Genomic DNA, 23,925 nt, shown 5'->3' on the forward strand with positions numbered 1-23,925 from the left:
AGCGTCTAATAATAAGGAGAAAGCTATGTCTTTAGCTCACGCAAACAGAGGTGTTGTTTATCAAGGTCCAGGTGTAGTGCAGGTCGACACCATTGACTTTCCAAAACTGGAAATGAATAAACGCCTATGTCAGCACGGTGTCATTCTAAAGGTTGTTACCACCAACATTTGTGGTAGTGACCAACACATGGTTCGAGGTAGAACCACAGCCGAACAAGGTCTAGTACTTGGCCATGAAATCACAGGTGAAATCATTGAATGTGGCCGCGATGTTGAATTTTTAAATGTTGGCGATCTTGTTTCTGTGCCATTCAACATTGCTTGCGGTCGTTGCCGTAACTGCAAAGAAGGCCGTACTGGTATCTGCCTAAACGTAAACCCAGCGCGCCCAGGTGCTGCTTATGGTTATGTTGATATGGGTGGCTGGGTTGGCGGTCAAGCTGAGTACGTAATGGTGCCTTATGCTGACTTTAACCTACTTAAATTCCCAGATCGTGATCAAGGCATCGAAAAGATCAAAGATCTCACCCTACTCTCTGACATCCTACCGACAGGTTACCATGGTTGTGTCACCGCAGGTGTAGGCCCAGGCTCTATTGTATATATCGCGGGGGCTGGCCCTGTTGGTCTTGCAGCAGCGGCTTCTGCACAGCTATTAGGTGCTGCTTGTGTCATTGTAGGTGACATGATCCAAGAACGTCTAGATCAAGCACGTAGCTTTGGCTGTGAGACAATCGACCTTCGTCAAGAAGGTGAAATGGCTGATAAGATAGAACAAATCACAGGCGAACGTGAAGTAGATGCTTTTGTTGACTGCGTTGGTTTTGAAGCCCACGGCTGTGGTTGTAACCATGGTAAAGAGGCACCAGCGACTGTGCTTAACTCAGCAATGGAATTAACCCGTGCCGGTGGCCAAATTGGTATCCCAGGTCTTTACGTAACGGATGATCCAGGTGCGGTAGACGAAGCAGCACGTATTGGTGCGCTTTCTATGCGCTTTGGTTTAGGTTGGGCGAAATCTCACTCTTTCCACACAGGCCAGTGCCCAGTAATGAGTTACCACAGACAACTTATGCAAGCTATCTTGTTCGATAAGATTGATATTGCTAAAGCGGTTAACGTACAAATGATAGGTTTAGATGACGCGCCAAAAGGTTATGCAGACTTTGATGGTGGTGCGGCGAAAAAATTCGTTATCGATCCACACAGAATGGTGTCTTAATTCTTTTAGCTAAAGCTATAAGGCGTTAAACGCACACAAAAAAGCCCAATGCTTCCTACCAGCATTGGGCTTTTTATATAGTATTTAAACTATTTTTCCTAGGATGCTTACCCAAGCTCCTGCTTGATTAGATCTTCTTGAATTTCTGTTAGCATACTAGAAAACTTTTCTAGCTTTTTAGTTTCAATGTCGAACCATGATATTTGAAAGCCTATTCGTAATGAATTACTCGACAACGACAAGCATCACCATAATTAGTCACAGAAATTGATATCCAGTGGATTAAGTTTTGACGCCATTTTGCTTTAGACTTTTTACGCCCCTCTAAACGAAAAGCCTGATGCATTTGTTCAAGTGCGTTACAGCTCATCTTCAACTGGCCACCAAAACCACTAAATTCCATATTTAAGTACACATTTTTGTCTTCTCTTGTGAGAGTAAGGACAACAGGATTACCAATATCACTGCATACCATAAAGTATCTATCAGGCCTTTTCATCTAATCCGCACCTACCTACATTGTATAGATATGGTGCAATATCGAAACATATATAGCCAGCTAAATGGGTTAAAATTTAAAACGAGCTACGCCTCTAGCACTAGATAATTTTATACCGAAAAAACGATTTTGTTTTTGTCTAAATCTCTCACATAAGCTGAAAACCTTGGTCCACGATCAGCCGGCCCACCTTCGCTAGTTCCACCTAATTCAAGTGCTTTTTGATAAAGCCTAACCACTTCTTCAGTCGAGCCCACATTTAAGCCTATCATGGTGCCATTACCATTGGTCGCAGGTTCTTCATTAAAAGGAATCGCTATGGCAAAAGCAAAGTCCGCACCTTGCCAGAATGTCATTCTATCGGTTGCTAACACCTGATTAAGTTCTGTTTGCTCAAACAGTGAATCGTAGAAGTTGATTGCCGCTGCCATATTGTTGGTTCCAAGAACGCAATAGTCCATTTTCATTATTGAATGCCTTAACGAGTAGTGAATTAATCTTGATTTACAAAGTATGAAAATCAGTATATCCACCCCCTACTGACACCTCATGTCAGCAGTCATTCAATCTAACTTTTCCAATAATCTCTCTCTTTTCGTTCACCCGTATCTGGCAACCACTTATCCATCACACAACAAGCGGTTAGGTCGCCCGTCACATTTAAAGTGGTCCGACACATATCCAATATCCTATCTACGCCGAGTATCAAACCAATGCCTGCAGCGGGCACACCAACACTTGATAGCAGTGTCGCTAGAATAACGATACCAACACCCGGTGTACTGGGTGCGCCAATGGACGCACCTATCGTGGTTAACATGAGTAATAAGAGCTCGCTGGTTGTGATCTCTACGCCAAAAGCCTGAACTAAAAAGATTGCGGCGATGGTTTGGTACAAGGCAGTACCATCCATATTGATTGTCGCCCCTAAAGGAATCACAAACTGCCCTACTGAAGGCTTTACACCTAGAGTTTGCTCTGAAGTTTGAAGGGATAAAGGCATAACAGCGGCGGAGCTTGATGTAGAAAAAGCCAATAGTTGTACCGAACGAACGCCCTTTGAAAAGTCCCAAACTGACCTTGAAGCCACCAGCCTTATAATGATGAGGTAAAACACCCACAAAACTACCAGCCCAAAAATCACGGTCAGTACATAGATAGACATACCTAATAACGCATCTACACCTATGCGTATGGTAATTTCACATAAAAGCCCAAATACCGCCAAAGGTGCCAGTAACATGGCCCAACTCACTACTTGCATAGCAATGGCTTGAACACTGTCTAAAGCTTGTAGCAGTACTTTGGATTTTTTCGGTGGCAAGGCTACCAGCGCAACGCCCATTATCATGGCGTACACCACAAGTTGAAGCATACTTTTATCTAAAGTCGCTTTTGTCATATTCGTGGGGATGAGAGCGCTAATTTTATCAGGCACTGAGGAACTTTCTAATCTAGCAATGGGCTCTACTGCATCTTTATCAGCAAGTATTTCACTACTTATTTTCTGACCCTGCATTTGACTCTGCATGTATTGCCCAGGCTCAATCCATAATACTAAGCTCGCACCAATGATGACGGCAACAGTGGTTGTGGTCACAAAATAGGGGAAAATTCTTAAACCAATTTTTTTAAGATATTCAGGGTCACCCGCTGTGGCTATGCCTAACATGATTGAGCTCAGAACAAGTGGTACTACCACCATTTGAATCAAAGCGAGGAAAACAGTACCCGGCAATTTTACCCACTGAGCAATGACAGTCGCTGTGTCTGCTTCTACCAAGCCACCGCCTGTTGGCGATAACATTAAACCTAAAGTCACACCTAAAATAAGTGCCACAATAATTTGCATCCATAACTGACTTTTAAGCAACATCGAAATTTGCTTAAGCTGATTATCAAAAGGTTGGTACCAAGGGGCTAAAGAAGTCATATTCGTAAAAACTCATCCATAATTAATCTGGCTTATTCTGAGTTTTTAGCGAGTATGTTCAAGCAATTAAAGGGCAGAACAAGGCACAGATCAACCTTGGAGAGCTAAGTTTACATATCTCCCATATCGGAGCAAAAAACTAAGCTTGGTTCACTCTAAATAAAAGAAAACAATGTAAATAAAAGAAACTAAAAGTAGAGATACAGGCTCTATCTCTACTTCAGAAATTAAAAATGAAGGATGAATAATTAGAAAAAATAAAACGCTTTTTAGGCTGAATATAAGCAGAAATATCAATATTGCCGTAGGAAAAAATAGGCTCAATAATTCGAATATCTTTCTTAGAAAGAGAGCCTCGACGTATTTTATCTAACATTGCCATACGCTCTTTTGTTGCTTGTGCGAATCCACATTCAACAGCAAATTCTTCTTCATACTTCATCGCGAGTGTTTCGTATAATTTAGCCAGCTCATCATTACTCATTCATAATGTCCCTTTGTCGTTTTAGCCACTTCTTAGCTGTAATCAAATTAAAGATTTACCTGATTAAAAGTTGGCGAGTGATTTAAGCTATGGAGGGAAAACTTACTCTGATTGAAGGTGGTCTAAGTTGATGTAAATCTATCAATTAGCAGTTTATATAATCACTACACATTTCAAACACTGTTCTATGTGCTTTCACACCGATTTAGCTCCCAGCAAGCGCCATTAACCAGACACTCCAACTAAGTGCATGGATACCACCAGCCAAACTTGACCACCCCCATAGAGCAACCGAGCGATCTGATGTCTTTATTAAACTTAGAAAGAGAAAGACGAGTGGAAGAATAAGGTTACTCAATAAGAGTAAAGGAGGAATCACCACGCCAATCTGCGGCCCTAGGCTTTTTAACATCACAGTACTGGCAATTAAACTAAGCAATAGAAAAGTATAAAAAGGGAGAGATTCTTTTTTTCGAGCATTTTCATGTTTTTTATTAATACGAACATAAATCGCTAAACAGATAAGGTAACAAGGCAAAATCAGTAGCGGCAGATATAGCACAACACTAGAAAACAATAGAAAGTCTGGTAATAAATTCCATAGATTCATAAGCTTAACACCAGCGCCTAACTTGAGTTCGATACTCTAACACCTCATTACCAAACAAGGTTTCAAGTGCTCGTTCTTCTGGCTCAATTTGAAAACGTGACATATATAAAACAAAAAATGGCGTAAGCGCCAAAGCACCAAAATGGGCTAAGAAACCACTCCATGCAATCACACAAAGCAGCATACCTAAATACATAGGGTTACGGGTATATTGATAGATACCAGAAGTCACTAATGAAGAGGCTGATTCAGGCTTAGTTGGATTAACCGTGGTACTAGCGTCTTTGAAAGCTTTCACTCCCAGAAGAGCAATCAGGCTCCCAGCAATAATGCCAAACAACAGGATAGAAAATCGCACGATAAAACCCAAATCCAGCTGTAAGAAAGACAAGACACCTAATTGGCTAACGCCCCACATAAGCAAAGCAAAAGCCAAGACAAGCAAAACAGGCGGTAGCTTTAACTCAAGAAATGACATGAAATCTCCTTTTCAATGATTTGTGATAAAAGTACTAATTCTTTCATTTATAAAACAGTGCAGACCAACTTGTAAGCCTATCGTTTGATTGTCAGCTAGCGCTAGTATCTTTAAAATAATCATACTTCAGTTAATAACATTCAACCAAGGATAGGTTCGTGAGTTCAGACACTAGCACCCCTTCTAAACCTAATTTGCATCAAAGTACTTCTAGCGCTAACAAAGGAACTCTTAGCCAAGAGGTTAATAAAAAGCAAGTCTCAACTCAATGGTTAACCATTTTCATATTATGGTTAGCCGGTGTGTACGCTGCAATGCAATTTGCCAAGTTCTCCACCTCATACGATATGCTATTACTGCATTATCAAACTAGCACGACAACCATAAGTATGGCTTTATCTTCGGTTGGTATTATGGGGCTTATATTTGGCACCATAGCAGGCGTTTTAAGTGGCAAGTTAGGCCATAAGCAAGTGCTGTTAGCGAGCTTACTCCTTGGCGGTATTCTATCTTTTACTCAGTCACTTTTACCTAGTATTGAGTTTTTGCTATTCACTCGTATTTTAGAAGGCTTCTCTCATTTAGGAGTCGTTGTTGCCGCTCCAACCTTGATGATCAGCCTGAGTGAGCCAAGACATCAAGCAATTACTATGGGCGTATGGGGAACTTTTTTTGGGGTGGCATTTGCCTTGATGGGCTGGATAGGGACTCAAATTTTAGCCGAAGGCGGACTAGCTCAGTTATATCAATTCCACTCAGTATTATGCTTACCTATTTTTATTTATTTAACGTTTTCTTTAACTTCAAAGAAAAGCGTCCAAGTACAAAATCAATTGTCCCATAAAGCAATTTTATTCGGTTTTTTTCACGACTTAATAAAGCTTTATCAAAATATGAGAACCCTATTACCAGGACTAGTCTTTCTATTTCACACAGGGATGTTTGTTGCCCTTTTAACCTTCGTTCCTAGAATTAGTCATGATGAGAGTATTAAAAATCAGCTTTTTATACTTTTACCACTCATCAGTATTGGCGGTACTTTTTTAGCGGGCATTCTCGCTCAATACTATATCGCCCCTCAAAAGTTAGGCAGCTTTGCTTATATCGGCGTTGCGGTGTTTACTGGACTAACCTTTTACAATATCGATATTCCAAATTTATTTTTAATATTCGCCTCTTGTTTATTAGTTTTTTCAGGCCTTATAGCAGGGTCATCTTTTGCTATGGTGCCTTATCTTGCCAGAACACCTAATGACCAAGCCCAAAGTAATGGAGCTATTGCTCAACTAGGGAACCTAGGGGCAAGTATGGGTCCACCCGCTTTTGCTTTTATGCTGGCACACTATTCTAATCAAGGTATGTTAATGCTTATCTTATTGTTATGTGCTTGCGGTCTAGGTATTACATTACTGGCTAACTACTATCAACCCAAAGATTAACTCTATCTTGTTAGCACTCTAGTTACTGGCTTCGTAATGTTTTTTCACCAACTTAGCAAGAGTGCCTGTGGCCTGTAGCTTTTCAACGGCAGCTATGAGTTTAGGAATCTCAGATTTGAATTCGGATTGCTTAGACATATGCAACCACTGCTGCCTTACACCCAGTACATGGAAGCCATTGCGATCTAAATAGTTAGACTGGTTACTTTGCTCTAACTGATATTTAATCGCTTTATAACTACCTGCTAAGGCATCTATTCTACCTACTAGAAGCATAGTTACTGCTTGCTCATAATCATTCAGTTCGTTGATGTTGAGTTGGGCATCTTTATCAAAACGATTATCTAATTTAGTCGAACGTGTTTTACCTATTTCAAGGCTGACAAGGTCTTCATAATATCGAACATTAATGCCCTTAGCGCCAACCACTATGGTTTTAAGTTCTCTTATTAGGCCAACTTTGATTACCTTTTCATCTCGGCTAGGTGATGCGAAACCCACAACAAGATCATGTCGTCCGACTTCTAAACCCAACCAGACTCTGGCAAAAGGCATAAGTTCTTTTTCTATGCAAAGGCCGGACTCTCGGCTAATTTCTTCAAGAAAATCCCAATGGACACCAGTAGCATTACCTTGGGAGTCCAAATAACCAATTGGTTTATTCTCTATTACACCCGCGCTTAGACAATTGGCTTGAGCCATAGAAGGAAGAGATAAGAAAGCTGTGAAAAGCAATAAAGAAGAGAGTTTCACTAAAAGGCCTCAAGAATAAACAAATCTAATTACTTAAACCAACCAATATTCGGCAGGCTTTTAATAATGGCCTTTCCTTAGCACAATCGGCTAAATGTGTTTGCACGAATTATCGCGTAGCATTTTAACACCTAATCTCTTTAAGATATCAAAATCGTACTAGTTTTCCTCCTTTTTGTATTAGATCTTTAAGATTACAGTCTGCACCAGCATGATGAAGCTGAGCTAAAAGGAGTTCGGCTGTCGCTTGGGCATCCCCAAGCGCATCATGACCTTGATAATCAGGTAGTCCATATCGCTTACGACACTCCCCTAAACGAAAAGCATCATTTGAGAGCATAGCTTGTTTTCGCCCTTGCACTTCCCTTTCCATCGCCAAGGTGTCTAACATGACCAAGGTAAGAGGTTTTAACTTATGAGCACGCCAAAGGGTATCAAGAAATGCTTTTTCTATGGGTGCATGATGTACAACCAAGACCTTATCTAATAACAATTGCCTTAGATAGCGCATAGCAACACTGGGATTACGGCCGAGCTCGGCAATATCCTGGTCGGTAATCATATGTATGGCGATTGTTTTCTCATCGATTGGGCCATTATCAAGCAAAATATGACGAGCGCTCGCGAGCTTTATCGCCCCATTTTTAATCAGCACCCAACCTAGGCTGATAGCTCTATCTTGACCCCCATCTAGCCCTGTGGTTTCCATATCCAATACTAGATACTCATGCTCTATCCAAGGTTTTTTATAGGCTTTGTTTGGTCTTAGGCTTTGCCCAAACCTAAGCTTCCATTCTTCCTTGGTTTGGCGTAAATGCTTTAACAGGCTCGCCATTAGCCTAGCCCTTTAGCAAACTTATTTTGCGCCACGTCCTGTGCCTGCAAAATAGTTTTAAAAGTGAGTTTTAAGTGTTTTCTTTCTAATGGACTTAAAGATGATGGGTCTAAAAATGCACTGGCACTTCCGGTTTTTTGCCAGCTTGCTTGCTGAGCTTCTAGCCTTAAACCAGACAAATACTCCCAAGCATCTTGTAAGTTGCTCACATAGTCTTGGCTCAATAAACCTTCTTTAGCGATCCAATCTAGGCGTTTAAGCGTTGAGACCTGATACTTACTCGTGGCAAAGCTATATAAACGAGCAAGGTCATTGATTAGAGCTAGCCCTTGGTGCTTAAGATCTAACTTGTTTTTATGCTCACCGGAATGCTCCAATACAAAGTCACGAAAGAAGCCTAAAGGCGGACGAGAGGAAATCGCATTTTTGGTTAATGTCGCCATAAAGATGCTGTTCTTCACAGCCTTCTCTTGCAACAAATCTGTCAGTTCTTGCAGTGATTCTTCGGGCCCATAGATACTACGCATATCAAAAAAGATGCTGGCATTTAACAGAGCTTGAGGAGAATTACTTTGTACCCAATAAGCAATTTTTTTCAACCATTGAGACTTGGTCAAACGACAATCAGGATTGCTCGACATGATGTTACCAGGACACAGTGGAATGCCACATTCATTTAGCCCCTGACAGACAAATTCAGACAGATGTTTAAAGTATTCCATCTCTCTGTCATCACCTTCTCGTTCTAACATAATGCCATTATCTTGATCACTACCAAGAGATTGCTCTTTACGCGCCTGAGAACCAAAGACTAAGAAATTAAACTGCATGGGAGGCACGCCTAATTCAGACACAGCAAGTTCGATCAGGCGCCTCGTCAGGTTATCCGTAATGCTAGCTAGAACTTCACCCATGTCCGCAGGGTTAATGTCTCCTGCCACTAGGTTGATAATAAGACGAGGAAGGCGCTGACAAACCTCTGCTAATGCCGCCACACTCTTTTGTCGATTTATCTCAGAAACCATTAATAGAGGGCTAGTTTGCTGGTTTTTTAGAACATCCGTCGCAGTGAGTATGCCTACAGGTTTTAGTGCGTCATCAACAATGGGAAGATGATGAATATTGCGTTCACTCATAATAAGTTGAGCGTGAATACAAAGACTAGACTCATCAAGATAGGTGGGTTTTCGAGTCATAATACTTGAAACAGGTAAATCGGTAGATACGCCTTTAGCTAGCACTCTAGAACGTAAATCCCTATCGGTAATAATACCAATGAGAGTTTCTCCCTCAACAATTAACAAGGAGCTAACCCTAGCGCCAGTCATCTGTAAGGCAGCCATTCTGATACTAGTATCGGCCTCGGCTTTCACTAACTGTCTAGACATTATCTTATGTACTGGCAAAGAAAGCTGCATAGCAGGATCAGCCCTATTTTGAGCTTGCCTATCGTCCTCTTTATTACACGCTAATTCACTCTGAACAAACTCAGTAAGACTAGAAACTTGGTGACTCTCAAGCTGATGCTGGCTCGATTCTATTGATGCTTGATTCCCATTATCTTGCTGTAAACTTTTCGACAATAAGCTAAGGCGCTTGACTCTGGTATTGGCAAAAAATAACGCAAAGTCAGTATTCGCTTTGGTAAGCGCTAAAAAACTCTCCTTATCAAGTCGAAAGACGAGGCTATCTTCAAGGGCAACAACATATAGGCCTTCTGGGTTATTATCCAAAACACTAGAGACACCAAAGCATTCACCGTCGGCAAGCTTATCGACCAAGCCCCCTTTTTTACATTGGATCTCAAAGGCTCCTCGTCGAATAATATGCAAATCGTTAAGAGGTAAGACATTAGGTGCCTGAGAGCCTAATGACATGCTTTGTTTTTGCCTTATGTAAATTACTTCTAGAGCTTCTACTAAACGCCTTAAATCTGGCTCGGCTAAAGAGTCAAATGGCACAGTTCCTTGTAAAAACTTCACAACTTCTTGAACGTCTATGGCAGACATGAGTACATCCTTTATCAAAGCTTAGATAAAGCATGTGCCCAAGGTTTTTAAACATCAATAGTTTAAGACTAAAGTCTAAGCTCAGAAGGATTAAGATTAAAATAATTTATCTTTATTTTTCATAAAGTTAAATCTCATAAAAAGCTATTTTCAAAGAAGATTATTGGCATCACCTCTGCTATATAAAACACTCAATCATCCAACAAATAAGGTTTTCTTTAAGACACGCTTGTTTTGCCAAAGATGAGCTGATAAAAACTTTATAACTCACCTCTTTACAAGGAAGCCTAATGTCAAAACCTCATCTATTTATCACAGGGGCTAATCGCGGTATTGGTCTAGAAATGGTTAAACAATTTGCACAATCCAATTGGAAAATCAGTGCTTGTTACCGTAATCCAGCAACGGCGACTGAACTAACTGCTTTGGCTCAAGAGAACACTGACATAAAACTTTATGCATTAGATGTAACTGACTATCAAGCCGTTACCAATTTAGCGGACGAACTTAAAGGCATTAGCTTTGATCTTCTCATTAATAACGCAGGCATTTATGGACCAAAAGGTTCAAGCTTAGATAACCTAGATATAGAGGCTTGGCGTCAGGTTTTCGAAACCAACACCATAGCACCATTAAAATTGATACAAGCTTTTACCCCTCATGTCGCCGCAAGTGAGGGCAAAAGAATTGCTGTACTAAGCAGTAAGATGGGTAGTATCAGTGATAACCAAAGTGGTTCAGCTTATATTTATCGCAGTTCAAAAACAGCGCTTAACCAAGTCATTAAAAGCTTATCTATCGACCTTTCACCTCAAGGAATTCAAGTCATTGCTCTACATCCAGGCTGGGTGAGAACTGAAATGGGCGGCCCTAATGGCTTAATTGATACCACTGAGAGCGTGACAGGCTTAAAAAGTGTGATGACATCAGAAATAAAAACAGGCCACTTCTATAACTATGATGGTTCTGAAATAGCTTGGTAAACTTCTAAGTTACCCCTCTAAACTGTCCATCCAAACTAACCCTAGATAAACCGAGCTAAGGTAATACAGAGATGATTACCTTAGCGACTTCTTGTCGCAATACGTCTTTAAAAAATGGATTTTATACTTAAGCTAACCTTCTTGCTGGTGAAACCTCAAAAACCTGCTAGCTTTTGATTGGCTTAAGCTAAGGAAAGCGTATAAGTCATATCACTCACATTCAGCCTCCTAGCTTTCGTCACAAAATAATAAAAAACACCCAAATCAATAAATTCATTTTTTTGATACATAAGGACTTTGTTATGGGAAATTTCGCGTCGACTGAAAACCTTCATCATGGTTATCCAACCCCTGGCCCCCAATCACCAACAGGCCAAAATGTCATGGACCATGTTTTCTTTCTTACAGAGGGACAGTGGAAAAATGCCAGAGAAAATGGCCAATATGATTTAGTTATTATAGGTACTGGCTTTTGCGCCTATGCAACAGCAGAACGTGCTTTAGAAAATGACCCCCACTGTCGCATTCTCATGATAGAAAGAGGCCCTTTCTTTTTACCTGAGCACTTTCAAAACCTTCCCCTTCCCTTTGTGAATACTTTAGGTGGATTATCAGAAACTTTCCCTTGGACCTTGTCTCAAGAAACCGCAACAGGTCGTGGTGGCCCAGTACGCTGGCAACACGGCATGGTGCCCTTTGTTGGCGGTCGCTCAACACTATGGAGTGCATGGTGTCCAAGACCAAACACAGACGAAATGAAGGGGTGGCCGAAGAAAACCATTGCCACAGCAAAAGAATACTTTGCTAGTGCAGAGAAGCTATTAAGAGTACAAAATGCTGATCAGATCGACGCAAACCGTGACCCCATCTTAACGCGGTTAATCGGACAGCAACGCCCTGTTTATGGCGAACTACAGCACAAGGTACAAACACTCCTCAACAATGCCAATGAAACAGGCAGTATCCCTGGGGTATATCGTACACAAGCCGCACCGCTTGCCTGCGATGGTAAAGAAGTCGATGACATCGATTTTCAAAAATACTCCACCCCGGGGCCTTTATTAGAACTTGTCAGCCAACAACAAACTCTCGCGAAAGAAGGCAAAGGCAGTACCTTAGACATTGTCACTCAATGTGTGGTCGAAAGAATTTATAACCAAGATGGCACAGCCTCAGCTCTACAAACATCCCGTGGCGTGATGCCGATAAATGGCGCTAAACTCATTTTAGCGATGGGCACCTTACCGCCAACAACCCTAGTACAAAACTCCTTCCCAGAACTTAACCATATTGGTGAGCGTTTTTCGGCCCATTTTATCAGTGCGATTACAGCCAGAGTCCCTAAAGCAGATCTTGGCTTATGCTCAGATAACCCTCTGGAAATGGGAGCCTGTTATGTAGCGGGTATTGGCAACAATTACGATCAGCAGTTTCATATCCAGTTAACCTCTATCAGTAACCAAGACCCTGTGAAGAACGCTGGTACAGCACTACGCTATATGCCAGATGTCGTATCTACAGCCTCCATGGCTCAGCTTGAAAGTTCTGAAGATTATGTTGTCTTTGTTTGTGCGGTTTTAGGTGAACTAGATTATGACAACAAAGAGAACTGGTTTAAGCATTATCAACAAGATAAAAACATTACCACTAACTCGCTTTTACAAGTCGTGGAAAATCAGAGTGATTATGAAACTTGGAATGCCATGGACAAAGCAACTTTTAGTGTTCTCGAAGATGTCCTTTCACCACAAGGTAAAGACAAAGTCGAATACTGGCATGGTGACCCAGATTCTGGAGAGTGGGCGAGCTCTCAACCAAGCCCTGAAGAACGTCGTGTAGATGCCCTAGTGCATGAGTCTTCTACTCTCTTTCTTGGTGAAACCCAAGATGCACCTGTCGATACGGACTACAAATTAAGAGGCACAAATAATGTCTATATCACAGGGGGTTGCTTATGGCCTCAAGGGGGCTCTTGGAATCCAACCATGACAATGGTAGCACTGGCTCAAAACCTCGCAGATAACCTTGTAAGGAAATAAACACTTAGCCCAAGAAAGCCAACGCTTTTACCTTAAAAGCGATGGCTTTCTTATTATTCAAACTACTCACTTTTTTGGCTCAAGGAGTTTGCCATGAAATTTATCTACTTAGTCTTTGCAATGGTATCAGTATGTTTCAGCCAGCTAGTTAGTGCTGAATCTAGCCATGGTGCCATTGCTTCGTTTAATGACTTGATTAAATTAAGTGAAGAGATAGATAAGCCCTACAACACACTATTAGTGATGGATGATGACGATACGATTAGTATGATGCCTTGTCCAGATAACACAGACCCTGCAGACTGTCAGTACCTTGGTGGCCCAGCTTGGTTTAGTTGGCAACAAGATCAGATCAAAAAGAACCTATATCCAAGAGTGGCCGATAAATTTGAAGACTTATTGGTGGCTTCAACCTTATTATTTAACTTGAACACTATGGTTTATAGTCAGCAAGAAGTTCCTAAGGTACTCAAAAAATTGACTAAGTCTGGCGTCAGGCTATTAGTCGAAACCGCCAGAGGCAATACTGATATTTCTGCCACGGAACAGCAGTTTGCTAGACTTCCCATAAGTAAAAACAAAACCTTTGCAACTCATCTCAGCCAGAACTCATTACTCTTTGATGATAAAAGCAGTAAAGCAAGCCCCTACATTCCCTGCGATATCAGTACCATGAATACAATTAGCTATAGAAATGGGGCTATGTATCTATCAGGGCAAGATAAAGGCATCAACTTAAAGTGTCTATTAGATGAGTTTAATCAGCAACAGAGTGCCACTAAGCTCACTCAAATTATCTTTATTGATGACACCCTAGCCAATGTCATCAGCGTTTATAAAGCCTTTAAAAACAGCCCTAATTACCAAGTGAAGGCTTTGCATTTTACGGCCTTAGAAAAGCACAAAGCGGCACTTAGAAAAGGTAAGTATGCTAACCAGCATCAGCAGAATGCGACTGACAAATGGAACATCATTAAAGATGTTTTACAGTCAGAATTGAAAAAGCCAATACTGTGATTTAAAAGCCCTTAGCTTAAAAAGAGCCTTCAGCTAATGAGAGCCCCCAGCGAAAAAGAGCCTTCAGCTAACGAGAGTCCTCAGCGAAAAAGAGCCTTCAACTGACCGAAGGCTCTGCTGATGGTTAAGAAGACTGCTGCTCCGCTTCCTGCTTTTTTGCCAATTTATGACCTTCATCACTCACCCCCATTTTCCAATAACTACTTATGTAGATCTGGCTTTTAGGTACTGACTTCTCTTTTAAGAAATAATCTCTTAATGGACGCATTGAATTCATTTCACAAGCACTCCAAACAAAACCTTTACCTTCAAGCCATGGCAGACTAAGCACCTTGTCGACTAATAAGGTATTAATAATTTCCTGATCAGGGTTAACCACACAAACAAGCTCTACCCCTGCAGGCAAATCCAAATTAGGTTTATCTTCTATGGATAAAAGCTCAACAACTAAATAACCCTTAGCATCTTTAGGCAAACGCTCAGCAATGACACTAAGAGCGGGTAAGGCTGTCATATCCCCAACTAAGAAAAACCAATCTGAATCCATGTCTGGCAATTTCACCAACCCTGGACCAAGCAAAGAAATTTGATCTCCAAGTGAACAAGATAATGCCCAAGTAGAAGCAGGTCCATTGTCACCATGGGCGACAAAATCTAGGTCTAAGGTTAAGGCTTTTTCATCAAAATAACGCACAGTGTATGAACGCATTCTCGGCTTACTATCACTTTCAACACCCGTTTCCGTTGGCTGTGGAAATAGCAACTTTACATAGCCGCCTTCAGCGCCCATAGGAAAATCACTAAGGGCTTCACCTTGTAGCTGAATTCGAATCATATTAGGGCTAAGTTGCGTTTTTGCATTTACGGTCAAAAGACGAGTTGTTCGCGTAGACATAAAATCTCCTAAGTAAAAATGCTTAAAAATCAGTAAAGAAGACAAAAGGCTATCGTTTTATCCCTCTAGGTGAAAGTAGGTTCCCTAGCCATCAATGGCAACTAAAATAACACAGCATAAGAAAGGGCTGCGTCTTCCGATTAAAGCTAGTATACATAAAACCCCAAATAAGAATGAGAATCAAATAAGAAATCAAATGTTCAGCTTACAAACCTCCTTCTAATTGATATCTGTTATACATGATGTTGAACATAGAAAAACATGACTTATTACTTCATGGTTAAGGAAACTGCGATTAAGTCACCTCTTCTCAGTCTTCTCAGAAAAAGTATCAATCAAGGCGTCACTTTGCCGCTTTTTTCTGATAAGAGCTGTAGGTACCTTTCGAGATGTGACAACACAGGGTGATACTTTTTTTGAAATGCCGTTTAGGTATTCTTCAAAGACCCTAAGGGCGTGGTCTAAAAGCACTACCTTTAAGTTGAGGATCTTATCAATAGAATAACTATTAAGTTGCGCTCCTCGCCATAAATCTAGTTGCTTTTATCCACACGCTGAGGCGGGAGGACTTATTCGCAGCTTCCTTAATTTATTAAGATAAAAATAGCTGTTCTTTACTACAAAGTTTCATGCTTTTGTCATCTTAAAATTCTTTACTTTATTTAGCTCCGAAATAAGTTAAAGCAAATTCAGTGAGAGCATCAAAGACACTAAAAGGGAAACTTATGTCAGACCGTATAACAATAGAAATTACTAACCATATCGCTCAAGTGAGATTAAACCGAGCTGATAAGCTTAATGCTGTCGATATGAATATGATTTATGGATTAATCGAAGCAGCAGCCAAAATTAAACAGCAAAAAAATATCAGAGCGGTTGTGATAGCAGGCAATGGCCCCTCTTTTTGTTCTGGGTTAGATATTCCTAGCATTATGGCGCAACCGGATAACATCCCTAAATTGCTGACAACAGAAGAAGACTATGACGCAAACTTAGCCCAACGTTGTGCCCTTGATTGGCATGACTTAAACATCCCAGTTATCGCAGCATTACAGGGACATGTTTACGGTGCAGGACTACAAATCGCCATGGCTGCAGATATACGTATCGCGCAAAAAGACACCTTGATGTCCATCATGGAAATTAAATGGGGGCTGATTCCTGATATGTCTCTTACAGCTACTACCCCTCATTTTGCACGCCAAGATGTGATTAAAGAGCTTACTTTTACAGGTAAAAAGTTTAACGCCGAAGAAGGCCTAGCCTATGGTTTAGTGACTCGCTTAGATGAAGATCCGATTACAGGAGCAACTGAGCTTGCCCAGCAAATCGTAAATAAAAATCCAGATGCAATACAAGGCGCTAAAACCTTACTCAACCAAGCTTGGCAGCAGGAAAGGCAAGCTTCACTTGCTCTAGAAGAAAAGATACAAAGGACGATTATTGGCAGTAAAAACCAGATGGAAGCGGTTCAAGCTAACTTTGCTAAACGCCAAGCTAACTTTGAAGACAATAAATAAACCCTTAATTTAGACAATAAAAAGGACCACTCATTAGGTGATCCTTTTTATTCTTTCAGGCTTGTTTAAACTTTAAAGTCACCCATTGTTTCCGTTAAAGTTTGAGCATGACCTAACACTTGTTTACTGGCCAGATGAGATTGCTCTGCATTGCTACTGGTACTTTGCGCAGCGTCAGAAATATTACTGATACTCGAAGTAATATCATCGCTCACTTCTGCCTGTTGATCCATTGAAGAGGCGATCTGAGTTGCCATATTCGAAATATTACTGATAGAGCCAGCAATACGAGAAAGTGCTTCACTGGCTTGTTCAGCATGTGCCACACTCGCATCCGCTTGTTCACGACTTTGCGCCATCACACTAACAGCCGCATTCGACCCTTTTTGTAGCTCAGTAATCATATTTTGGATTTGCTCTGTCGACTCTTGTGTTCTTCCAGCCAAGGTTCTCACCTCATCGGCCACAACGGCAAAACCTCGACCTTGCTCACCAGCACGTGCCGCTTCAATCGCAGCATTAAGCGCTAGCAAGTTAGTTTGCTCTGCAATGCCTCGGATTACATCTAGAATACTGCCAACATTCTCAGTATTTTGCTCAAGAGAAACTAAAGCATCTGAAGCTTCACTCACCCCTTTTGCCAAGCTATTAATCGACATCTTACTTTCGTTTACGACTTGCTCAACTTGCTTAGCATCATCATCAGATTGTTTAGCAGCAAGGGCTGCGCTTTCTGCATGGTTAGCGACATCTTTTACTGTTGACTGCATTTCAGAAATTGCTTGAGTGATATTGTCGGTTTGTGATTGTAATTGCTCCATACCTTTACTGGTTTCAATAGAGGCATAGGTCATCTGCTTACCTTCACTAGAGAGCTGAATCGCTTTGTCATTTGTCTCTATGATGAAATTATGAATGCCTGCAATAAAGCGGTTAAAACTACGAGAAATGTCCGATAACTCATCTTTACCCTCTTCGGATAATCGCAAAGTTAAATCTTTAGCACCATCAGCAATATTACTTAAAGACTGATCAAGTTCATGTAGAGCAGGTAAAATACGACGACGTAAGAAGAGAATAGAGCCCACAATTACCACGCCACAAATTAAGCTGCTCATAAGCGCAAGAGAGTGAGTGCTTTCATTTACGGCGATAACTTCTTGATCCCCTTCTACCAAAGCAGTTACTAACTCTGATGCTATAGCATCAAGGGAGTCAGCTAATTGAGCAGATTTATCATCAAAACCACCAGCCCCTTTCATTAAAGCATTACCCGCTTCGGTGCCATCTTCTATGTAGGTGTAAGCCATTTTCACACCGGCTGCATGCATAATATCAAGCTGGTTTTTCAAGGCCTGAATTTCTTGAGCACGCTCTGGCAACATTTGCTCTAATGCATCAAAGCATTCAATAGCACCCGCTTTACTCTCATCCGCTTCTGCTAGGGCCTCATCGCTTCGCGTTGCACCTATGTCAGTCAGAAACTGTTGTACTTGCACAACATAATAACGAGCATCTTTTATTTTTCCGACCGACTCAGAAATGAGGGCTTGTTGCCTCATCACATTTTCATTTCGTTCTAGCCCTTTTTCGGTAATGGAAAATAATGTCACTAACGAAATCAAAACGACTATGATCACGATACTAATCAACCGATTAATTGTCATACCTAAACCTACTCAGAAAATGTTTTTAGAAATTTTATTCATATAAGACAAAGTTTTTACATCCGTTAAGCTAAGCTTGTGTAAACTTCACTTAAGAAGTGTGAAGCCATTCACTTTTGTCTCCTTTAGTATTTGTAAAATCTATTAGCCAAACCTTAAGGTTTTATTAAGGCTATGACATTTCTCAAATATTTGTATTTATACTTTTTTATTCACACATCACCTCACAAGTGTAAAATTAACTAAATATTCATCATCATTTATCTAATGAGATAGCTGCAAAAATAATAAGGAAGACAGAATGCAACTAGCCATATCCTGTACGGATAGAATAGGGATTGCACAGGATGTGCTAGACGTTTTAGCTCACCATGAAATAGATCTGACAGGTATTGAGATTAACCACCAAGACGATGGTTTCTTTTTAAGCACCATGCAGGTTGAACTACCTAGCCTGCAGCTAGTCATGGCAGAAATACGTAAAGTAGAAGGAGTGAAAGATGTAAAAACAACCTCCTATCTCCCCATGAGCCACAGCTTAAACGAATTGCATAACATAATGGATCAGCTGACTGAGCCAGTTTTCAGCATGGATCTAGACTTCAAATTAGTTATGAGTAATCAGGCTGCTAACTTGCTATTTAATTGGCATACAGAAAAGAATAAACAGATTATTAATTGCCAAGATCACCTTGTATTAAAAACCCTCCCTCATCAGGTAAATCAACCAAATTTTGAAAATATTCAAATTAAACAGAGTGCTTTTTTAGCTGACGTAAGACTCATTAATAAAAGCCATTTAGATAGCCATTACCTAGTACGTTTATACCATCCCAAGCAATTAACTAACCTTCTCAGTCACTCACATTCGACGCCTATTTCAGAAGATAATTTTCTAGTTAACAGCCTAAGAATGCGTAAGTTACTAAAAGTGATTGATGTAGCCACACAGTCAGAAGCGCCGTTATTAATCAGTGGTGAAACAGGGACAGGTAAAGACCTTCTAGCGAATATGAGCCACAAACAAGGCCCAAGAAAAGATCAAGCTTTTTTAGTATTAAGCTGCGCTACCCTGCCAGATAATGTGGCTGAGAATGAGCTCTTTGGTCATGCCCCTTTTGCTTTTTCGAATGAAGATAGCGAGGGTAAAAAAGGTCTGCTACAACTTGCGGATAAAGGCACTCTATTCTTAGATGAAGTAGGTGATATGTCGGCGGTTCTGCAAGTCAAACTGCTACGTTTTTTAGAGCAAGGTAAGTTTCGCCGCATTGCAGATGAAAAAGAAATTGAAGTGGATGTACGTATCATTTGCGCCACTCAACATGACCTCTTCAAAAAGGTAGAAAGTGGCGAATTTAGAGAGGACTTATATTACCGCCTTAATGTATTAAGCGTAACCATTCCACCATTAAGAGAACGTGACAATGAGGTTTTATCACTGGCCAGACATTTCATTGAATCTATTTGTTCTGAACAAGGAAAGCCCTTACTAACACTAACTAAAGAATGTGAATCAGCAATCTTAACTTACCCTTGGCCAGGTAATGTACGCCAACTTAAAAACACCCTGTTGCGTGCTATCAGTATGCTCGATCATGAACAGATTGAGCTTGAAGATCTTGCCTTACCTCAGTATCAGCAAGCAACTCAAATGCAGGCCTTAGAACTAGCTGAATTCGAAGGTAGCCTAGAACAAGCTATGAAACAGTTTGAAAGCCAACTATTAAAAAGTTTATACCCAAGTTACCCCAGTTCACGCCTGCTCGCTAAGAAATTAGGCCTTAGTCATACTGCCATCGCAAATAAACTAAAAGAGCATGGTATTACTAAAGGTAAGCTTTCTTAAACATCTCCCAGTTTAATACCTGATATCAAAAAAGAAGCACACCTTAAATAGGTCAACATTTAGGTGTGTACTTTCTAATTTACAGCATTTGTAAACTTAAGCTTACAGTTATATTAACGCCTTTAATAAACTGACTCAGCTCAAATTTCCTGATTCAAACTCAGTTTTCATCTTAGTTTTTATTCACTCTTCACTCACCTTTTAAAGTAACTTGATTAAAATTCAACCAAGCGTAAAGCCAAGCTTACAACCAAGTACTTTTTCACCCTGTATCCACCTCCTAGCCATTACTTTTTTTTTACTCATAAATTCGGTTTATTTAAAAACAACTACAAAAAACAAAAACAAAATATTGCAGGAGATAGACATGAACACGGCTTTAAAAATTGATTACAGCATCAACCCACTAGGCACAGATGGATTTGAATTTGTTGAGTACACAGCAGCAGATGAAAAAGGCATTGCTGACCTTAAAGCCCTATTTGTTTCCCTTGGTTTTACTGAAGTGGCCAAACATAGATCCAAAGAAGTTTGGTTATACCGTCAAAACGATATCAACTTTATCGTTAACTCTGAACCAAACTCTCAATCAGAAGCTTTTGCTCGTATCCATGGGCCAAGTGTTTGTGGCATGGCATTTAGAGTGAAAGATGCAACAGTAGCCATGCAACACGCCCTTGCTAATGGCGCAAAAGAGTTTAGCGGCAACCTAGGTGCAATGGAGCTAAAACTACCCGCTGTATATGGTATTGGCGAAAGTACTCTGTACTTTATCGATCGCTACGGTGATAAGAGCATTTATGACGTGGACTTTAACTTCTACGATGACTATCAAGAAAAAATGCTATCTCACCAAGCTGGCTTGTATGAAGTAGATCACCTTACCCATAACGTCATGCGTGGCAATATGGACCACTGGGCTGACTTCTATGAAAATATCGGTAACTTCCGCGAAATTCGTTACTTTGATATTGAAGGCAAACTAACAGGACTAGTTAGCCGCGCTATGACTAGCCCTTGCGGTAAAATCCGTATTCCCATCAATGAGTCTTCAGACGATAAATCTCAAATTGAAGAGTTCCTAAACCAGTACAATGGCGAAGGCATTCAACACATCGCCATGTCTAGCTCTGATATCTATGAAACAGTTCGTCAGCTTAAAGCAGGTGGCCTTAAGTTCATGAGCACACCAGATACTTACTACGCAAAAGTAAATGACAGAGTGGTAGGTCATGGTGAAAACCTTGCAGACCTACAAGATTTAAATATTTTGATCGATGGGGCACCACTTAAAGATGGTACCTTGCTGCAGATCTTTACTGATACTGTAATTGGCCCTGTCTTCTTTGAAATCATTCAACGTAAAGGTAACGAAGGCTTTGGCGAAGGTAACTTTAAGGCCTTGTTTGAAAGTATCGAAGAAGACCAAATTCGTCGCGGGGTATTAAACGATGCGTAAACCTGCGAGCTTTCCCCACAAGGAAGGTATTACTTCAAATCAGGCCCATGCGGACTTCCCAGAAGAGGCGATTTATGAGAGAGAAGCAGGTCGCAGTGGCTTTTTTGGCCCTGCTACTCAATTCCATCATAAACATGCGCCAACAGGTTGGAGTGAGTGGACTGGGCCACTAAAGCCCAGAGCATTTGATCTAAATAAGTTGGATCTCAGCAGTGCTAATCCTTGGCAGCAAAAGCCTGTTCTTAGTAATGTCCACTGTAAAATGCGTATGTGGCAACTTGCGTCTAGCATGGATTATTTAGTCAGTAATGCCGACGGTGATGAGTTGCTATTTATTCACCAAGGACAAGGCATTATCTGGAGTGATTATGGCCACCTCACTTTCAGCGAAGGGGATTACATTGTCATCCCACGCTCAACTAAATGGCGTTTAGAACTAGAAGAAGCAGCACATATCTTAATGATTGAAGCGACTAATGATAGCTATCAACTACCTGAAAAAGGTCTAGTGGGTAACCATGCTATTTTTGATCCTGCAGCCCTTCGTATTCCTGCGATCAACCAAGCCTTTTTAGATCAGCAAGATGAGAATACTTGGCAGGTTGAGATCAAACGACACAATCAGGTTTCAACGATTACCTATCCTTTTAATCCACTAGATGCCCAAGGCTGGCATGGTGATTTAAGTGTATTAGCTATTAACTGGCGTGAGATTCGTCCATTAATGAGTCATAGATATCACTTACCCCCATCTGCCCATACAACTTTTGTGGCTGAACGCTTTGTTATTTGTACCTTTGCACCTCGCCCTATTGAAAGTGACCCTGGTGCATTGAAAGTACCTTTTTATCATAACAATGATGATTATGATGAAGTGCTTTTCTACCATGCGGGAGATTTCTTCAGCCGTGACAATATCGATGCAGGCATGATGACATTTCATCCTGCAGGCTTTACCCATGGCCCTCATCCCAAGGCATTTAAAGCAGGCCGTGAGCATAAGAAGAAATTTACTGATGAAGTCGCAGTCATGATAGATACAAGGGATTCTCTAGAAATTGGTGAGATAGCTCATCAAGTAGAAAACCCTAATTATGTTTATAGCTGGCAAGAGAAATAGCCAGATATTACAAACGATCAAAGACCCTATAGAGAAAAAGACCTAGACCAAACTTTTGGTCTAGGTCAGAGAATAAAGGTTAATCCTATGAAACTAGCCACATTAAAAAATAACAGCCGCGATGGTAAACTTATTATTGTTAGCCGTGACCTTAGCGCTGCGGTTGATGCCAGTGATATTGCCCCAACCCTGCAAGCAGCCATTGATAATTGGAATGAAATAAAACCTAGACTAGAGCACAGATATGTTGCTCTTTGCCAAGGCGAAGCACCAAACAGTTTTGCCTTTGATGCAACAGCTTGCGAATCTCCTCTACCAAGAGCTTATCAATGGGCCGATGGCAGCGCCTATGTTAACCACGTGGAATTAGTACGAAAAGCAAGAAATGCTGAGATGCCAGAAACTTTTTGGCATGACCCACTGATGTACCAAGGTGGCAGCGACCAATTTATTGGCCCATACGACGATATCCAATTAACCGATGAAGCTTGGGGATTAGATTTCGAATCTGAAATCGCAGTTGTCACTCAAGATCTTGCCATGGGCGCGAACACTCAAGCTGCTTCGGAAAGTATTTGTTTATTCATGTTAGTCAACGACGTGTCTCTGCGTAACCTGATTCCAGGTGAGTTAGCAAAAGGCTTTGGCTTTTTCCAGAGCAAGCCTTCTAGTGCGTTTTCTCCAGTTGCAGTTACGCCAGATGAGCTGGGCGAAGCTTGGGATGGTAAGAAACTTCACCTTCCTTTAGTGACCCATTTAAATGGCGAATTATTCGGCAAACCTGAAGCCGGTGTTGATATGACTTTCGACTTCCCTACTTTGGTTAGCCATGCAGCAAAAAGTCGCCCTCTAGGTGCAGGTTGCATTATCGGCTCTGGCACAGTATCAAACTATGATCGTAGTTTAGGTTCTAGCTGCCTTGCGGAAAAACGCATGTTAGAAACAATCGAACTGGGCAAGCCTGAAACCGCCTTTATGAAGGTTGGTGATAAGGTACGCATTGAGATGTTTGACCCAGAAGGTAAGAGCATTTTTAGCGCTATCGAGCAGAATGTTGTGGCTTACAAGCCAGCACCTTAGCACTTTGACGATTAGGGCCTATTTAATTGGGCCCTTT

At 41.0% G+C, this 23,925-nt stretch carries 21 protein-coding genes; 10 read left to right on the top strand and 11 right to left on the bottom strand.

The genetic code is table 11. The features are described from left to right. Positions 1-25: 25 nt before the first annotated feature. Positions 26-1,222 (top strand): formaldehyde dehydrogenase, glutathione-independent, encoded by a 1,197-nt coding sequence (gene fdhA, locus OA91_RS07985; protein WP_046017531.1) that lies wholly within the window; start codon positions 26-28, stop codon positions 1,220-1,222. Positions 1,223-1,433: 211 nt separating this feature from the next. Here the strand turns inward: fdhA and OA91_RS07990 are convergent, their stop codons facing one another. The 6 genes from OA91_RS07990 to OA91_RS08015 form a co-directional block, all read right to left on the bottom strand. Then, positions 1,434-1,721 (bottom strand): hypothetical protein, encoded by a 288-nt coding sequence (locus OA91_RS07990; protein WP_063337512.1) that lies wholly within the window; start codon positions 1,719-1,721, stop codon positions 1,434-1,436. 110 nt (positions 1,722-1,831) lie between these two features. Next, complete coding sequence (locus OA91_RS07995; RefSeq protein WP_063337513.1) at positions 1,832-2,188, bottom strand: VOC family protein; 357 nt, start codon at positions 2,186-2,188, stop codon at positions 1,832-1,834. Positions 2,189-2,289: 101 nt separating this feature from the next. Continuing rightward, positions 2,290-3,654 carry a dicarboxylate/amino acid:cation symporter gene (locus OA91_RS08000; RefSeq protein WP_063337514.1) on the bottom strand — a complete coding sequence of 455 codons (1,365 nt, stop codon included), beginning with the start codon at positions 3,652-3,654 and terminating at the stop codon, positions 2,290-2,292. 220 nt (positions 3,655-3,874) lie between these two features. Further along, positions 3,875-4,138 (bottom strand): hypothetical protein, encoded by a 264-nt coding sequence (locus tag OA91_RS08005; RefSeq protein ID WP_063337515.1) that lies wholly within the window; start codon positions 4,136-4,138, stop codon positions 3,875-3,877. Between the two features lie 205 nt (positions 4,139-4,343). After that, entirely contained in the window at positions 4,344-4,748 is a 405-nt protein-coding gene (locus OA91_RS08010) for a hypothetical protein (protein WP_063337516.1), read from the bottom strand. A 4-nt stretch (positions 4,749-4,752) separates the two neighbouring features. Then, positions 4,753-5,226 carry a methyltransferase family protein gene (locus tag OA91_RS08015; protein ID WP_063337517.1) on the bottom strand — a complete coding sequence of 158 codons (474 nt, stop codon included), beginning with the start codon at positions 5,224-5,226 and terminating at the stop codon, positions 4,753-4,755. 158 nt (positions 5,227-5,384) lie between these two features. Between OA91_RS08015 and OA91_RS08020 the strand changes: the two genes are divergently transcribed. After that, a complete protein-coding gene (locus tag OA91_RS08020; RefSeq protein ID WP_082827827.1) occupies positions 5,385-6,665 on the top strand; it encodes an MFS transporter in 1,281 nt (426 codons plus the stop codon). An 18-nt stretch (positions 6,666-6,683) separates the two neighbouring features. Here the strand turns inward: OA91_RS08020 and OA91_RS08025 are convergent, their stop codons facing one another. From OA91_RS08025 to OA91_RS08035, 3 genes are all read right to left on the bottom strand, one after another. After that, positions 6,684-7,418 carry a substrate-binding periplasmic protein gene (locus tag OA91_RS08025; RefSeq protein ID WP_063337518.1) on the bottom strand — a complete coding sequence of 245 codons (735 nt, stop codon included), beginning with the start codon at positions 7,416-7,418 and terminating at the stop codon, positions 6,684-6,686. 148 nt (positions 7,419-7,566) lie between these two features. Continuing rightward, positions 7,567-8,253 (bottom strand): 3'-5' exonuclease, encoded by a 687-nt coding sequence (locus OA91_RS08030; protein WP_063337519.1) that lies wholly within the window; start codon positions 8,251-8,253, stop codon positions 7,567-7,569. Next, positions 8,253-10,262, bottom strand: coding sequence for a DUF294 nucleotidyltransferase-like domain-containing protein (locus OA91_RS08035; RefSeq protein ID WP_063337520.1), 2,010 nt, complete (start codon positions 10,260-10,262; stop codon positions 8,253-8,255). Before OA91_RS08035 ends, OA91_RS08030 begins: the two co-directional genes overlap by 1 nt. A 290-nt stretch (positions 10,263-10,552) precedes the next feature. Here OA91_RS08035 and OA91_RS08040 point away from each other — a divergent pair, with 290 nt between their 5' ends. From OA91_RS08040 to OA91_RS08050, 3 genes are all read left to right on the top strand, one after another. Continuing rightward, the gene (locus OA91_RS08040; RefSeq protein ID WP_063337521.1) at positions 10,553-11,245 is read left to right on the top strand and encodes an SDR family oxidoreductase; all 693 of its coding nucleotides are present in this window, start codon (positions 10,553-10,555) and stop codon (positions 11,243-11,245) included. Between the two features lie 302 nt (positions 11,246-11,547). Further along, a complete protein-coding gene (locus OA91_RS08045) occupies positions 11,548-13,284 on the top strand; it encodes a GMC oxidoreductase (protein WP_063337522.1) in 1,737 nt (578 codons plus the stop codon). Positions 13,285-13,377: 93 nt separating this feature from the next. Further along, positions 13,378-14,301 carry a DUF2608 domain-containing protein gene (locus tag OA91_RS08050; RefSeq protein WP_063337523.1) on the top strand — a complete coding sequence of 308 codons (924 nt, stop codon included), beginning with the start codon at positions 13,378-13,380 and terminating at the stop codon, positions 14,299-14,301. A gap of 124 nt (positions 14,302-14,425) precedes the next feature. Here the strand turns inward: OA91_RS08050 and OA91_RS08055 are convergent, their stop codons facing one another. Continuing rightward, positions 14,426-15,196, bottom strand: a complete 771-nt coding sequence (locus OA91_RS08055; protein ID WP_063337524.1) for a siderophore-interacting protein — start codon at positions 15,194-15,196, stop codon at positions 14,426-14,428. A 725-nt stretch (positions 15,197-15,921) separates the two neighbouring features. Between OA91_RS08055 and OA91_RS08060 the strand changes: the two genes are divergently transcribed. Continuing rightward, complete coding sequence (locus OA91_RS08060) at positions 15,922-16,716, top strand: crotonase/enoyl-CoA hydratase family protein (protein ID WP_063337525.1); 795 nt, start codon at positions 15,922-15,924, stop codon at positions 16,714-16,716. 65 nt (positions 16,717-16,781) lie between these two features. On the opposite strand, the gene OA91_RS08065 is transcribed toward OA91_RS08060, so the two are convergent. Then, entirely contained in the window at positions 16,782-18,383 is a 1,602-nt protein-coding gene (locus OA91_RS08065) for a methyl-accepting chemotaxis protein (protein ID WP_063337526.1), read from the bottom strand. A 301-nt stretch (positions 18,384-18,684) separates the two neighbouring features. Here OA91_RS08065 and OA91_RS08070 point away from each other — a divergent pair, with 301 nt between their 5' ends. The 4 genes from OA91_RS08070 (at position 18,685) to OA91_RS08085 (ending at position 23,888) form a co-directional block, all read left to right on the top strand. Further along, positions 18,685-20,229 carry a sigma 54-interacting transcriptional regulator gene (locus OA91_RS08070; RefSeq protein WP_063337527.1) on the top strand — a complete coding sequence of 515 codons (1,545 nt, stop codon included), beginning with the start codon at positions 18,685-18,687 and terminating at the stop codon, positions 20,227-20,229. A gap of 367 nt (positions 20,230-20,596) precedes the next feature. Further along, positions 20,597-21,688: a 4-hydroxyphenylpyruvate dioxygenase gene (hppD, locus tag OA91_RS08075; RefSeq protein ID WP_063337528.1), complete on the top strand. Its 1,092-nt coding sequence runs from the start codon at positions 20,597-20,599 to the stop codon at positions 21,686-21,688. Continuing rightward, positions 21,681-22,808 (top strand): homogentisate 1,2-dioxygenase, encoded by a 1,128-nt coding sequence (locus tag OA91_RS08080; RefSeq protein ID WP_063337529.1) that lies wholly within the window; start codon positions 21,681-21,683, stop codon positions 22,806-22,808. The genes hppD and OA91_RS08080 overlap by 8 nt, the downstream gene beginning before the upstream one ends. A gap of 87 nt (positions 22,809-22,895) precedes the next feature. Then, positions 22,896-23,888 (top strand): fumarylacetoacetate hydrolase family protein, encoded by a 993-nt coding sequence (locus OA91_RS08085; protein ID WP_063337530.1) that lies wholly within the window; start codon positions 22,896-22,898, stop codon positions 23,886-23,888. Positions 23,889-23,925: the final 37 nt, after the last annotated feature.

Origin of the sequence: Marinomonas sp. SBI8L, from assembly GCF_001624705.1 — a bacterium.
Classification (GTDB): domain Bacteria; phylum Pseudomonadota; class Gammaproteobacteria; order Pseudomonadales; family Marinomonadaceae; genus Marinomonas.